The following is a 14,502-nucleotide window of genomic DNA, read 5'->3' as shown; positions in this document are numbered from 1 at the left end:
TCGACCTTCCGGCCCGAGAGACGCTGGCCCGGCTAATCCAGGCCCGCCTCGCCCAGGCCGCCGATCACACAGCCGGCCAGCATCGGGGAGTTGCCCGCCGACGACCTCTAGCTGAGGGCGTCGATCCAGGCGTCGCCGGGCGGGGGTACGAAGAAGTAGCCGCCGCCGGTGGTGAGAACGTACTGCGCCAGCGCCTCGCCCTCCAGGCGCTTCTGGACCGCCTCGAAGCCTTTGGCCAAGTCCCGCTGGTAGCAGCTGAAGATGATGCCGGTGTCGCCGTCGCCACGGTCGTAGCTGTAACTGCGGCGCACGAGCGGGGGCGGGTTACGGCGGTCGGGAGCGGCGAGCCGTACGTGCGAGTCGAGCGGCGTCCGCCGGCCCTTCGGATCGGCAGCAAAGTTCGGCTCCTCACCGACAGGCGTCCCGTCCAGCCACCTCCCGTCACGCCGACGCCCCATAATCCGCTCCTGCTCCGGGACGGAGTCCTTGTCCCACAACTCGGTGGCGAACCGAATAACCCGCACCACCTGATAACTCCCACCGACGGCCCACTCCGGCTCCCCCTGGCCCTCCCGGACGATTGCGCGGTCGGCGACCTCCCGCTCGGTCTCCGGGTTCCCGAACCCCTCGGTGAAGTGAAAGGGATTACGGGCAAGCCCCCGGCCCCCCTCGACGCGGTTCTCCGCCCGGAACCCGTCGATGGCCCAACGAACGGCCCAACCGGCCTTGTCCGCAACGGACTTGATGCTCTCTACGGCATCCCGCACCGCCTCCGTGGCCTCCCCCGCGACCCGCACAAGAAGATCACCGTGCGACCGCGCTGGATCCAACAGATCACCGGCGAAGGAGGGCATCAGCTTCAACTGCCGAGGCGCCCGCGCCCCAGCACCCTCGAACAACGACGCTCCCAAGCCGAACCCCAGTGCGATGTCACCCCTACCAAGGGACCGCACCTCCCGAACCAACGCCTCTACGCCTCGCCCCCGATCAAGAACGACAATCGCCGCACGACTCTCCGGCTGTCGCGCTCCCAACACCCTTACTCCGGCACCTGCCACGGAACGCGCGTCGGCTTCCGACGGGCCACCCCCCAGACGCGCTGCAACTACCCCCGCGCCCACCAGGCCCAACCCAATCGCCGCCCCCGAAGCGACCAACGTCCTACGCCGCACGACACATCCTCCTCCTCACCACGAACCGCTCCAGAGCCGCGCCACCGTCAGGTTCCGTTGCTCCTCTAAACAATCACCCTATTTTCCGGGGGAGGGGGGGAGCGAAACCGATACGCCGATCCGAACAGTCCCCGGGTTGACCTAACGCGAACAGCTAGCCGCATCCAATACGAACGATCAGATCCTGAATGACGCTCCCGGACTGTATTGACTCACGAGGCCACAAAGCGAACAAATCTGCGGCTATTCCAGCTCACAGGACAGGAATTCACTGAGAAGATCAAACAATCGCGCGATCGCCAGTTCGTTCTCGGATTCGGAGAATAGTTTCGCGTCAGCGACACGAAATCCATCGCCAACCTCGGCCAATACCAGTCCCCACCAGGTGAGTTCCGGGCTACCCTTTCCCCGCAGCGTCAACCAAGATCGAAACGCCTGCAGCCTCTGCAGCTCGGAGCAAGCATCGAAACCGTCGAGAAAGGAACACACCTCGCCGAATGTGCGACTCATTGTGTACATACCCATGCGGCCATCAATGATTTCGATGACTTCTTCAATCTGACGCATGCCGCCCTTCCTTCACGCACATGGACCTACCGTTTCCGCGTCCAGTCATGATCATCCGGCCAGTCCCATTGCCTTCTCCACGCATCAATCGGCATTCCGTCTCCGCCAGTGAACTGGTCATACACCCTGCCATTCTTAACGACGACCGTGTGATGACCCCAACTTTCCTTGGCGAGCTTGTAGTCGCCGAGCGCAGGGAACGGAGCCTTGGGTGTGAGGGTCCAGATCTCACCACCCATTCTTTGCTGAAGCTCGTCAGCGAATTCGTCGCATCCCGCATTGTGGACAAGCACGGGAGTCGCCCCCGCGAGCGCATAGTAAGTGTGGATGTCGTCGACGGTGAGGTTGTAGACCGTCGTTTGCTTTGTGTGGTGGGTAACGGTTGAGATCTCGGTCCAGGTGCCGGTGCTGGTCTGGAGCCATTGGCCGGTGATGAGGTCGTCGGCTTCGATCCAGCGGCCGAGGGCGGGGACCCAGAAGGGGTGGCCGTCAGTGGCGGTGAGGGTGCTTGTCTTGCCGTCGGTCAGGGTGATGTCGACCAGTTGTTTGTCGCCCGTACCCTTGATCAGGGCCGTCACCGGGCGGGGTCCCGATTCTCCGGTCTTAGGGTCGGTGGCGAGGACCTGGTCGCCGATTTGGATGTCCTTGATCGGTTTGCGGGTGCCGTCCGCGAGGAGGACCGGGGTGTCGGCCGTGAAGCTGTTAGGGAGGCGGATCTTGCAGGTCTTGGCGGGGATCGTCTTGGCGGGGGCCGCCCACTTGATCTTGCCGAGCATGCCGCCCGCGCAGCCCAGTGCCGCCGAGGTGCCGACCTGACCCCAGTTGACCTTCCGGCCCGAGAGACGCTGGCCCGGCTAATCCAGGCCCGCCTCTCCCAGGCCGCCGATCACGCAGCCGGCCAGCATCGGGGAGTTGCCCGCCGACGACCTCTAGCTGAGGGCGTCGATCCAGGCGTTGCCGGGCGGGGGTACGAAGAAGTAGCCGCCGCCGGTGGTGAGCACGTACTTCGCCAGCGCCTCGCCCTCCAGGCGTTTCTGGACGGCCTCGAAGCCTTGGACCAGATCCCGCTGGTAGCAGCTGAAGATGATGCCGGTGTATCCGTCGCCACGGTCGTAGCTGTAACTGCGGCGCACGAGCGGGGGCGGGTTACGGCGGTCGGGAGCGGCGAGCCGTACGTGCGAGTCGAGCGGCGTCCGCCGGCCCTTCGGATCCGCGGCGAAGTTCGGCTCCTCGGCGGTGGGCGTCCCGTCCAGCCACCTCCCGTCGCGCCCGCGCCCCATAATCCGCTCCTGCTCCGGGACGGAGTCCTTGTCCCACAACTCGGTGGCGAACCGGATGACCCGCACAACCTGATAACTCCCACCGACAGCCCACTCCGGCTCACCCTGCCCGTCCCGGACGAGGACCCGGTCGACGACTTCCCGCTCCGAATCCGGATTCCCGAACCCCTCCGTGAAGTGGAAGGGATTACGGGCAAGCCCCCGGCCCCCCTCGACGCGGTTCTCCGCCCGGAACCCGTCGATAGCCCAACGAACGGCCCAACCGGCCTTCACGGCAACGGCCTTGACGTCCGCCACGGCTTTCCGCACCGCCGCCGCTTCCTCCCCTGCGACCCGCACAAGAAGATCACCGTGCGACTGCGTCGGATCCAGCAGGTCACCGGCGAAGGAAGGCATCACCTTCAACTGCCGCGGTGGCCGGGCCCGGTCACCCTCGAAGAGGGACGCCCCCAACCCGAAGGCAATGACGGTGTCGCGCCCGTCGTCAGACCGCGTCCCTTCGACCAGCGCTCTAACCACACGCCCCGCTTCCCCATCGGATCGACCCCGATCAAGGACGACGAACCCCGCCCGACTCTCCGACTGATGCACTCCCAGCACCGGCGACGCAGCGCTGTCGGCTCCCACGCCGGAGCGCTCGTCGGCCTCCGACTCGCGACTCCCCACACGCACCACACCCACACCCACGACACCTAGCCCAACCGCCGCCCCGGAAGCTACCAAGGTCCTTCGCCGCAAGACACGCCCCCCCACGGATGTTCCAAGGCGGCTCGCAGGTAAGCGAGCAGACCGTCGACCTCCACCTCGACCCAGACGGCCTCTGGCTCACCGACACGTAGGACCTCGTAGCGCCGCCCCCTATACAGCTCCTGCACCAAGACCTGACGGCTCGCTCCGTCCAAGGGATCGGTACGCAGGCGGACGGCACCATGGGTGACCGTCGGGAAGAAATTCCTCAGCACGTCATCCGAATGGATAAAACGCAGAAGATTCCACTGCTCCTGATAGAAATCGGACGACAAGAGGTCGGACCACTGCGACAAGGCAGGCTCTCCGACTTCGAGCGCCCTGTGGAATTCAGCGAGTTCCAAGAACTCAAATCTCGTCTCCAACTCGTCGAGCGATGCCCCTTTCCGCCATGCGCAGATCGCCTTCACGAGTAATTCAAGATCGCCCGTCGAACCGATTACCCAGGTGAATCCCGGAATATGGACATCAACTCGAAACGCGCGCTCCTCAGTTGAAAGGCCGACCGACACGACGCCCCGGGTCGTCTCGATCCTGGCGACATCGGACGCCAAGTGCAATGGCTCAATATCGTAGCCGTAGAGCCTTGCCACCTCTTTCATTGCCGCGCCCAGACCACCCCGAGCGGCCACGTCTGGGTACAAACCATTCAGACAGGCATCCATTCTCCACTCCTCAGCAGTGACAGTAGCCGATGGACGAACCCTGCAAAGGGGAAAGATCTCCTTTGAGCGCCGAGAGATCGGGCATACTCGTTGGGCCATCCCATTGCATGGCTCCTCCTGGACCCGACGGAGAGTAGAACTTGACGGAACTCCATGAGCGTTGACCATTGGCGAGAGCCCTCGCGATCATGGATATCTCGTAGTCCGTGGCAGGACCGAACTCACCTGCCCGAAGGCCACGCTGGGCTGCTGCCATGAAGCCTCCGAGTTTGCCCAGTCCGGTCATGTTGACGTGTAGCGTTACGTTCGGGTCGGCTATGGCCTTTGCCGCGATCTGCCCGAAGTCCTTTGCACGCGCGATGGACAAGGTGGTGAATCCGTTTCCCCTTGCCCATATGTCGAGCGCGCCCTTGTTCTGCCACCCCAGGGCTACGTTGCAGTTATGAACGAGCACCGGCGTATTACCTGCCAGCGCATAGTACGTGTGGATGTCGTCGACGGTGAGGTTGTAGACCGTCGTTGACTTGGTGTGGTGGGTGACGGCTGTGATTTGGGTCCAGGTGCCGGTGCTGGTCTGGAGCCATTGGCCGGTGGTGAGTTCGTCGGCTTCGATCCAGCGGCCGAGGGCGGGGACCCAGAAGGGGTGGCCATCTGTTGCGGTGAGGGTGCTGGTCTTGCCGGTGTCGAGGGTGATGTCGACCAGTTGTTTGTCGCCGGTTCCCTTGATCAGGGCCGTGACAGGGCGGGGGCCTGATTCGCCGGTTTCGGGGTCGGTGGCGAGGACTTGGTCGCCGATCTGAATGTCCTTGATCGGTTTGCGGGTGCCGTCCGCGAGGAGGACGGGGGTGTCGGCCGTGAAGCTATTGGCCCGGCACTTGCCGAGGCTTGCCCATTTGCCGAGCATGCCGCCCGCGCAGCCCAGTGCCGCCGAGGTGCCGACCTGACCCCAGTTGACCTTCCGGCCCGAGAGGCGTTGGCCCAGCCAGTCCAGGCCCGCTTCGCCCAGGCCGCCGATCACGCAGCCGGCCAGCATCGGGCTGTTGCCCGTCGGGTCCGTGTATGTCGTCGGGGAGCTGAGTGCGTACTGGTAGAGGTTCGTGCCGCCCGCGTAGCCGATCGGGTCCTGGGAGATGAAGCGGCCGGACTCGGGGTCGTAGTAGCGGTTGCGGTAGTACAGCAAGCCCGTGCCGTCCGACTCGCGGCCCGTGAAGGTGTACGGGTTCGTCGACGCCGAACCGGACGTCGTCGGCTGGCCGTACGGGTCGTACGTGTAGCTCGTCGCGACCGTGCCGTCCGCGTTCGCCAGGCCCACCACCGTGCCCAGCGCGTCCGTCAGGTAGACCTGCGTCGCACCGTTCTCCGTACGCGTCAGGTACTCGTCCAGGCCCGACGTGGCCACCGTTGCCGAGGTCGTGCCCGAACCGGTCTGTTCCACCAGCGGGTTCGAGCCGTCGGTCAGGTACTTCTGGGTGGTGTCGCCCAGCTTCTTCGAGCTGCGGGTGCCCAGGGGGTCGTAGGTGAACGTGCCCGTCGGGCCGTCCGTGGCCGACTGCACGCCCGACAGTTGGCCCCGCGCGTTCCAGTCGTACGTACGCTTCCCGTCCGACTTCAGCTGTCCATCCGCGTCGTACGTGAACGAACGGCCTCCCAAGGACGTGACCCGGTTGTCCTTGCCGAACACCGCGCCCGTCTCGGCAGCCGGGAGCGCGACGGAGGCCAGGCTGCCGGTCAGGCCCGTCTGGAGGCCCCGGGTGTCGCGGGTGTAGGTGAGGTCGCCGACAGCGGTGGTGCCGCGGGCGTAGTCGATCGCCGAGAGCACGCCCGTCTTGTCCAGCGTCGTCGTACGGGTGATGCCGCCCGGCAGGTTCGCCGTCTTCTCCCGGCCCACCGCGTCCAGACCGAACGTCACCGCCTGCTGGCCCGAGGTGACCGACGTGAGAATGCTGGAGGTGTCGTAGCCGTAGACGGTCGTGGTCCCGGCGGCCGTCATCTCCTTGCGGCGATCCGCCGCGTCGTAGTCGTAACCCACCGTCCCCGTCGGGCCGGTGACCGTCTTCAGCCGGTCGTACACGTCGTAGCCGAAGCTCTGGTCGCCCGCCTGCGTGTCGGTGATCGTCTTCGGGAGGTCCACGGCGTCGTACGCGTACGTGGCCGTCGACTCGGCCACACCCGCCGCGTTCACCCCGTACTTGGTGTTCTTGGACCGGCCCAGCAAGTCGTACTCGGCCGTCGCGACCTGACCCGAGCGGCTCGTCGCCTTCGTCAGCCGGCCCGCCGCGTCGTAGCCGAACAGCGCCTGCGCGCCCAGCGGGTCCGTCACCGACTCCGTACGGTCCGCGTCGTCGTACGCCCAGCTCGTGCTGTTCTGCCGGGCGTCCGTCAGCGTCTTGAGGTTGCCGTTCTCGTCGTAGTCGAGCGCCGTCGACTGGCCCAGCGGGTCGGTGATCTTCCGCGTCTGGTTCAGCGCGTCGTACGTCAGGGCCGTACGCGAACCCGCCTCGTCTGTGACGACGGTCGGGCGGCCCGCCGCGTCCAGGAACTGGGCCCCGGTACGGCCCTCCGCGTCCTTCGCCGAGACCAACTCGCCGTGGCGGTACGTGTACTCCGTCACCGCGTTCGACGCGTCGGTGACCGTCTTGATCTGCCCGTCCGGTGTGTAGGTGACGTCGGTCTTCCGGTCCTCCGGATCCGTGACCGTACGCAGGTCGCCAGCCTCGTCGTACCCGAGGACGGTGGTGTTGCCCAGCGGGTCGGTGACAGAGGTGGGTTGGTCGTACGGGCCGTTGTAGACGGCCGTGCCGGACTGGCGTGCCTGTGCCGTACCCGCCAGCTCCGTCGTGCGGGTGACATAGCCGTTCGCGTCGTACGTCAACTCCGTACGCCGGCCGTACGGGTCGGTCACCGCGTCGATGCGGTGCCTGGGGCCGCGGTCATACTGGGTCACCCGGGCAAGCGCGTTTCCGTACGCCTCAGTGTCCTTGACGCCGTATCCGGCCGCGTCGAACTCCACCCGTCGCACCGAGCCGCCCGGCTGCGTCACGCTCGCCGTCGTGATCTTCCCGGTTGTCGGCGTGTACGCGAACGAGTACGTCGCGCCCTCGGTGAGGGTCTGCTCCTTCACCCGCCCGTCCGCGTAGAACGTGTTCGTCATGTACGTGATGCCGCGGGCGTCGGTCGCCGTCCTGATCCGGTTCGACGTGCCGTCGTACGTGTACCGGCTGATCTTGCCCGCCGGATCCGTCACCGTCTCCAGCCGGCCCGCGGTGTCATACGTGTAGGACGTGGTGCGGCCGGTGTTGTCCTTCGCCGTACTGACGCGGTGCTGGGTGTCGTAGGCCAGCGAGATCCACCGGCCGCCGGACGCGCTGATACGGGTGATCTCGCCGTTCTTGCCGTCCCGGCGGGTCAGCTTGACGCTGTTGCCGTGCCGGTCGCGGATCTCCTTCAGCGCCGCGTACTGCGGGAACACCCACACCGTGCCGTCGCGGAACGTCAGGTCCCAGCCGCTGTTGTATCCCTTCCAGGTGATCTTCGAGCCCTGGAAGTCGGATGACGTGTCGACCGGCTCGAACACCGCGTCGACCCAGCCGTTCCCCGGTGAAGTGCGGGTGAAGTGGGTCTTGCTGCCGCCCGGCAGATACAGATCGACTTCGTCCCACTGCTTCTTGGAGTGCAGGAAGGCGTTGTACGAGAGATCGCGGCCGATGCCGAACGCCCGCTTCTCCTTGTCGCCCTGCCAGTAGGTGCGCGTGACGTCGGCCGACGCGGTCGAACCGGCGACCGCCAGGTCCGTACGGGAGTCGGTGAGCAGACCGGTCGACAGCTCGACCGGGTCGCCGGACAGCCAGTCGATAACGTCTTCGATCCAGGTGTCTTCCCACGGGATCAGATCGGCGATGTTGAACATGGCGCCGTGGAAGGCCCACACCCGGGTCTTCTCGTCGGGTACGACCTGGCGGCCGTCCGCGGACACCTTGCCGTGGCCGTAGACGTACCAGCCCTTCTTCTTCGGGTCGTAGTCCTGGAACTTGACCCGGGTCCCGGGGGCTTCGCGCGTGTAGTTCGGGTAGATGATCTGCGCGCCTTCGGGGAAGACGTACGTGCCACCCGGCTGCACGGTGAAGTAGACCGGGACGATGCCGTTCTCCGGCAGCGGGAACGGCGGCCGGTCGATCGGGATCGCCGTGATGCCCAGCTCCGTGACCGGCTTCCCCTTCTCGTCGCGGACCACCGAGCCCTTCGGGATACGGACTTCGAGCCCCGGGATCTTCGGCGTCTTCAGGACGACGTCGGCCTTCGCCGGAGCCGCGAACCTCACCGTGTTCTTCGTGTCCAGCGGCGTCATCCACACCGGGAAGCCGAGATCGACCGTCCGGCCCGTCTTCGGCGTGATCTTGATGTCGTAACGCCCGTACTGACGCTTGGAGTTGTTCGCGCTCGCGCCGTCGACCACCAGCGTCGTCGCGGTGTCGGCGATGCCGCTCAGCAGGAACCTGCCGCGCGCATCCGTCTTCGCCGACTTCTTGCCGACGGACACCGTGACCTTCGCCAGCGGCTTGCCGTCGAGCTTGAGGATGCGGCCGGTCAGGGCAGTGGTCTTGGGCGGGGCACGGAGTGCGGCCGGGCCCTTGGGGGCGTCGCCGCGCCGGGTCAGCCAGTCGTACCCGTCGAGGTTGCCCTTGTCCGGCTGCCAGGCGTCCGGGCCGCTCGGTGTGACGCGGGCGGCGGAGGGCGTGGAGTCGGTCTTCGGTTCGTCCGCCGACCGGGCGGGGCTGTCCGCTCCGGCGACGGCCGCGGCCGCTGTCACTCCGAGGGTGTACGTGCCGGTCTTGAGGGTGTTCGGGTCGACCGTGAGCGTATAGGTGCCGGTGGCGGTGAGCGTCGGCAGGGCGTACGTGACGGCGGTCGCGCTCATCGAGCGCGCGTCGACCAGCCACTTGCCGTCGGGGCCGTACACCGACAACGCCCAGGCGGCGGGCGGGGTGTTCAGCCCGAGGGTGAGCTTCTGCCCCTGCGTGCCGGTGAAAGTGTAGCGACCGTTCTGGCCCGCCGTGGCGATGGTGACGGGTTTGCGCGTGCCGGTGGTGGCCAGCGCTCCGCCGCTGGCGTCCGCGATCAGCGTCGCGCTGGTGGTGCCGGTGACCGGCTCACTGGGGCGTACGAACACCCGGTGGGTGCCCGCGGTCAGCGGAGCGCGCAGATCGGCCTCGGCGGAGGCCGTCCTGGTCAGCGAACCGAGGCTCTCCTCCGCACCGTTCGGGGTGCGGTGGACGAGCGTCGACGTGTCGGCGAACGTGGTGCTGTTGAAGACGACGGACGCGCCCGCGCCGGCCGCCACGTCGGTCTTGTACTCCAACTGCTGGCCGGCGCGGGTGATCTCGCCGACGCGCGGGGCGGATCCGGCGGTCAGCGTGCCCGCCTGGACCGGCTTCGAGAGCCAGAGCGTCATGCCGCCCTTGGCCGCTTCCTCCGGTTCGAAGAGCAGGGTGTACGTGGTCCCCGGCACCAGACCGTTCAAGTAGTACGCGTCGGGTGCCGTACGGGCCATGCGGCCGACGACCGATCCCGTCCCGCCGGCCGGGCCGATGAGCGTGATCTCCGTGATCTCCGGCATGGTGTTCGCGGTGATGCCGATACCGAGCGACGCGGAGTCGGGTGCGGTGAACTGCGCCCGTACGCGCTGACCCGCGCGGGCGGTGGTTGTCGCCTGCTGGGCGCCGTCGGAGGTCAGGGACGTCCGCACGTCGGCGGAGAGGATCATCGAGAGCGTGCCGACCGCGCCGTCGTTCGGGTCGGCGTACGCGCGGTAGGTACCGGTCTCCGGCAGTGGCGGGAGTCCGATGGTGGTCGACGCGCCGGCGGGCACGTTGACCCCGTCGACGACCTTCGCACCGGACGGCGCGACCACCGTGACGTCCGTGTACTCGGTGAAGGTGCTGCCGGTCGCACCGAGGGAGAGGGTGTCGCCCTGCTGCCCCTGGAAGACCGTCTCCGCGTCCTGGCCCGTGCGGCCGATGGCCATCGGGACGGCCGAGCCGGTGATGCTCAACTGCGCGGCGCTGACGGGCCGGGAGAGCGACAGCGACACCGAACCGGTCGCCAGATCCTTACTGGGGCGCACCGCCACGGTGTAGATCCCGGTGACCGGGAGCGGTTCGCTGTCCCAGTCCTCCGTGCCGTCGGCGGGAGCGGAGAAGGAGCCGACCTCGGTTCCGTCGGGGCGGCGGATCTCGACCCGGGCGTAGGCGCCGAGGCCGGCACCTGTCGCGCCGAGCGACATGCGCTGGCCCGCCTGGGCCGAGAACCGGGCACGCCCGTCCTGGCCCGGACGAGTGAACGACAGGACGACGGGCGCCCCTGTCAACTCCAGGGTTCCGGCTTCGACGTACGGCGACGCCGTCACGGTGACGGTGCCGCTGCCTCCCTTCGCGGGGTCCAACGCCAATGTGTACGTTCCCGACTGCGGGAGCGCGTCCAGATCGATGGCGCCGCTCGCGCCGGTGATGGTGATCACCTCGACCTGGGCACCGTTCGGCCCGTACAGCCGCGCGGTCAGCCCGCCGGGCATTCCGGCGGCATCGATACCAAGGCTCAGTGATGTGCCCAACACACCAGTGAAGGTGAGGAGTTGATCCTGGCCCGGCCGCGTGAGCTGTGACGTGACCGGTGCTCCGGAGATCGCCAGCGTGGCGGTCTTCGGGCTGGACACCACGACGGTGGCGGCGCCGATGTTGCTCGATCCGGGGTCCAGCACCACCGCGTACTGCCCGCTGACCGGCACATCGGTGAACTCGCCGTCGGCCTGCTCGCGCGAGAAGGCGAAGGCATCCACCCGCTTGCCCTGCGGATCCATCAACCGGGCGTTGACCGTCGAGTTGAACGTGGAGCCCGTGATGCCGATGTTGATGTCGTCACCGGCGAACGCGTTGAAGAGCACCTGCGCCTGATTGCCCGGGGTGGTGACCGACACCGTCGGCGGAGTCTCGTCCCCGACCGTGGTCTCCTCGGACGTCTCGATCTCCCCGCCACCGTCGCCGTAGACGACCCGGTAGCTCGTGGCGGAGGTCGCCTCGCCGTCCGGGGTGGCTATCTCCAGCGGACCGTTGGCCGCGCCGAGCGGCACGACGACGGTCAGGCCGGTGCCGGTGTTCCCCGGCTCGATCTCGGCGATGACGCCCCCGGTGAACCGCACCACGTTCTGAGACGCCGTCGAAGCGAAGTTCGCCCCCGTCAGTACGACACGGGAACCCACGACGCCCGACGCGGGTTCGACCTTCGTGATCGACGGCCCCGGTGTGGCCGGCGTGAACGACTCCGCCGACTGGACCGTCGTGCCGCCCGTGGTCACCGACACCTTGCCGGCCGGCGCGCCGGCCGGGACCGTCACCGTCAGGCGGGTCGCGGTCGCCGAGGTGACCGTGGCCGTCGTCGTGCCGAACTTCACCACGTTGGAGGCCGGGGTCGGGGAGAAACCGGTGCCGGAGAGGGTGACCTTCGCGCCCGCCTGAGCGCGGACCGGGACCAGGGAGAGGACCGACAGGGTGCTCGACGCGAAGCGGTCGACGCCGAGGCGGTTGCCCGCCGCGTCGTAGCGGTAGCGGGCCGTCTCGCCCGACGGGTCCGTGACGCCGACGAGCCGGGAGGCCGCGTCGTACGCGTACACCGCGTTCTTCGTGGTGGGTTCGGCGGCTTGCGCACTCGCCGGGGACACCGGGCCCGCGGGCGGAGTCGGTGAGGTGGGCGAAGTGGGCGAAGTCGGTTGCTGGGTAAGGGGGTTCGAGGTCGACGCGAGTGGTTCGCGTTGCGGGGCGTCGGCCTCGGCCGACACCGCGCCCGCCGCCATCGCCAGGGCCAACGCCCCGACCGTCAGCAGCCGTATTCGTGCCAGGACTCGCCTCACAGCGCCCTCCCCAGAGCAACACACCGAGTCCACAAGGGACTCACAATGCCCACACTCCCCATGCGGACGGTCACAAGTTACACACAACTGGTCACCGCCGCACGAGAATTGATCACGTGAATTGATCAGGTCCCCGTCAATGGCCGGAAACCGACCCGGCCGGGCAGATTCCGCCGGTGCCGGAATCTCGCGCCAGAGGTATTGACAACTCGAATGGTCTGGACCATTTTTACGGCCAAGCGGTGGCCACCGTTCCCGACTCGCACCTCCATCCCCAGACCCCCCAGCGGAGGCATCAAGTGGAACGCGTATCCGACGGCAGACGCAGACCCGGACGCAGACTCGGACTCATCGCCCGATCCGGAGTCCGATCCGGAGCACGGCACCCTCTCGGGAGGCGCGCGCGGAGTTGGCTGGGTGGGGTGGTGGCCGTCGTGGCCGCCGGGGCCCTGAGTGTGGGCGGGATGGGTGGCGTCGCGCAGGCCGCCGACATCAATGTCGCCAAGAACGCCGGCTTCGAGTCCGGGCTCGCCAACTGGAGCTGTACCGGCGGGAGCGGGGCCGTCGTGGGGTCTCCCGTACGGAGTGGGGCCGGCGCGCTGAAGGGGACGCCCGCCGGGCAGGACAACGCGAAGTGCTCGCAGTCCGTCGCCGTGCAGCCCAACTCGACCTACACGCTGAGCGCTTGGGTGCAGGGCGGGTACGCGTACCTCGGGGCCAGCGGCACCGGGACGACCGACGTGTCGACCTGGACGCCCGGCGAGAGCGGCTGGAAGCAGCTCACCACGACCTTCAGGACCGGCGCTTCGACGCGTGCGGTGACCGTGTACACGCACGGCTGGTACGGGCAGAGCGCGTACGTCGTCGACGACCTGTCCGTCTTCGGGCCGGACGGCGGCGGGGGCAGCGACCCGGATCCCGACCCGCAGGCCCCCGGGACTCCCGCCGGGCTCGGTGTCGGCGCCGTGACCGCGTCCTCGGTGGCGCTGAGCTGGAACGCGGTGACCGGCGCGACCGGGTACAACATCTACCGGGACGGTACGAAGGTCCAGACGGCGACCGGGACTTCGGCGACCGTGACCGGGCTGGCGGCAGCCACCTCGTACCAGTTCCAGGTGTCGGCGACCAACGCCGTCGGCGAGTCCGCGAAGTCGGCGGCCGTCAGCGGCCGGACGTCACCGGGCGGCGGTGCCCCGGGCGGGCCCGGCGTACCGAAGCACGCGCTGACCGGGTACTGGCAGAACTTCAACAACGGCGCGGCCGTCCAGAAACTCCGGGACGTGCAGGCGCAGTTCGACATCATCGCCGTGTCGTTCGCCGACTCCACGACCACCCCCGGCCAGATCGTCTTCAACCTCGACCCGGCCGTCGGCTACTCGGGAGTCGCCGAGTTCAAGTCGGACGTCGCCGCGAAGAAGGCCGCCGGCAAGTCCGTGATCATCTCGGTGGGCGGCGAGAAGGGCAACGTCACGATCAACAGTGACGCCTCGGCGACGGCGTTCGCCAACAGCACCTACGCCCTGATGCAGGAGTACGGCTTCAACGGGGTCGACATCGACCTCGAACACGGCATCAACTCCACCTATCTGACGAAGGCGTTGCGGCAGCTGTCGGCGAAGGCCGGCTCCGGGCTCGTGATCACCATGGCGCCGCAGACCATCGACATGCAGTCGACCGGCAGTGAGTACTTCAAGACGGCGCTGGCCGTGAAGGACATCCTCACCGTCGTCAACATGCAGTACTACAACAGCGGTTCGATGCTCGGCTGCGACGGACAGGTCTACTCACAAGGCTCCGTCGACTTCCTCACCGCCCTCGCCTGCATCCAGCTCGAAGGCGGCCTCGACCCCTCCCAGGTGGGTATTGGTGTCCCGGCCTCCACCCGTGGCGCGGGCAGCGGTTACGTCTCTCCGACCATCGTCAACAACGCCCTCAACTGCCTCACGCGCGGCACCAATTGCGGCAACTTCAAGCCGTCGAAGACCTACCCGGGTCTGCGCGGCGCGATGACCTGGTCCACCAACTGGGACGCGACGGCCGGCAACGCCTGGTCGAACGCGGTCGGCCCGCACGTCCACGCCCTGCCGTAGGGCAGGGTCCCAACCCCCACGCACAGACCAGCAGCGCCGCCGCTCCCCCGGCGGCGCTGCTGCGGGCCCGGCCACCACGCC

The 14,502-nt window shown here is 67.7% G+C and carries 7 protein-coding genes; 1 reads left to right on the top strand and 6 read right to left on the bottom strand.

Translation table 11 applies throughout. The annotated features are described in order from the left end of the window. Positions 1 to 107: 107 nt before the first annotated feature. The 6 genes from ACFT9I_RS19845 to ACFT9I_RS19820 all read right to left on the bottom strand — a co-directional run bounded on the left by ACFT9I_RS19845 (position 108) and on the right by ACFT9I_RS19820 (position 12,331). The gene (locus ACFT9I_RS19845) at positions 108 to 953 is read right to left on the bottom strand and encodes a Dyp-type peroxidase (RefSeq protein WP_382566007.1); all 846 of its coding nucleotides are present in this window, start codon (positions 951 to 953) and stop codon (positions 108 to 110) included. Between the two features lie 462 nt (positions 954 to 1,415). Further along, a complete protein-coding gene (locus ACFT9I_RS19840) occupies positions 1,416 to 1,739 on the bottom strand; it encodes a hypothetical protein (protein WP_382565898.1) in 324 nt (107 codons plus the stop codon). 26 nt (positions 1,740 to 1,765) lie between these two features. Then, positions 1,766 to 2,515, bottom strand: coding sequence for a Hint domain-containing protein (locus tag ACFT9I_RS19835; RefSeq protein ID WP_382565897.1), 750 nt, complete (start codon positions 2,513 to 2,515; stop codon positions 1,766 to 1,768). Between the two features lie 153 nt (positions 2,516 to 2,668). Beyond that, positions 2,669 to 3,538 (bottom strand): Dyp-type peroxidase, encoded by an 870-nt coding sequence (locus tag ACFT9I_RS19830; protein ID WP_382565896.1) that lies wholly within the window; start codon positions 3,536 to 3,538, stop codon positions 2,669 to 2,671. A 197-nt stretch (positions 3,539 to 3,735) separates the two neighbouring features. Then, positions 3,736 to 4,431, bottom strand: coding sequence for a hypothetical protein (locus tag ACFT9I_RS19825; protein ID WP_382565894.1), 696 nt, complete (start codon positions 4,429 to 4,431; stop codon positions 3,736 to 3,738). A gap of 10 nt (positions 4,432 to 4,441) precedes the next feature. Continuing rightward, positions 4,442 to 12,331, bottom strand: coding sequence for an RHS repeat-associated core domain-containing protein (locus ACFT9I_RS19820; protein WP_382565893.1), 7,890 nt, complete (start codon positions 12,329 to 12,331; stop codon positions 4,442 to 4,444). 350 nt (positions 12,332 to 12,681) lie between these two features. Between ACFT9I_RS19820 and ACFT9I_RS19815 the strand changes: the two genes are divergently transcribed. Then, positions 12,682 to 14,421 carry a chitinase gene (locus ACFT9I_RS19815; protein ID WP_382566004.1) on the top strand — a complete coding sequence of 580 codons (1,740 nt, stop codon included), beginning with the start codon at positions 12,682 to 12,684 and terminating at the stop codon, positions 14,419 to 14,421. Positions 14,422 to 14,502: the final 81 nt, after the last annotated feature.

It is taken from the genome of Streptomyces sp. NPDC057137, assembly GCF_042670825.1.
In the GTDB taxonomy this organism is placed as follows: Bacteria; Actinomycetota; Actinomycetes; order Streptomycetales; family Streptomycetaceae; genus Streptomyces.
Note: the sequence above shows the minus strand (reverse complement) of the source record. Positions and strands in the feature narration are given on the sequence as shown.

Bases quoted from the DNA above. Each gene is read 5' to 3' on its own strand.
- ACFT9I_RS19840 (WP_382565898.1), bottom strand. From the start codon at position 1,739: ATGCGTCAGATTGAAGAAGTCATCGAAATCATTGATGGCCGCATGGGT.
- ACFT9I_RS19835 (WP_382565897.1), bottom strand. From the start codon at position 2,515: ATGCTCGGCAAGATCAAGTGGGCGGCCCCCGCCAAGACGATCCCCGCC.
- ACFT9I_RS19825 (WP_382565894.1), bottom strand. From the start codon at position 4,431: ATGGATGCCTGTCTGAATGGTTTGTACCCAGACGTGGCCGCTCGGGGT.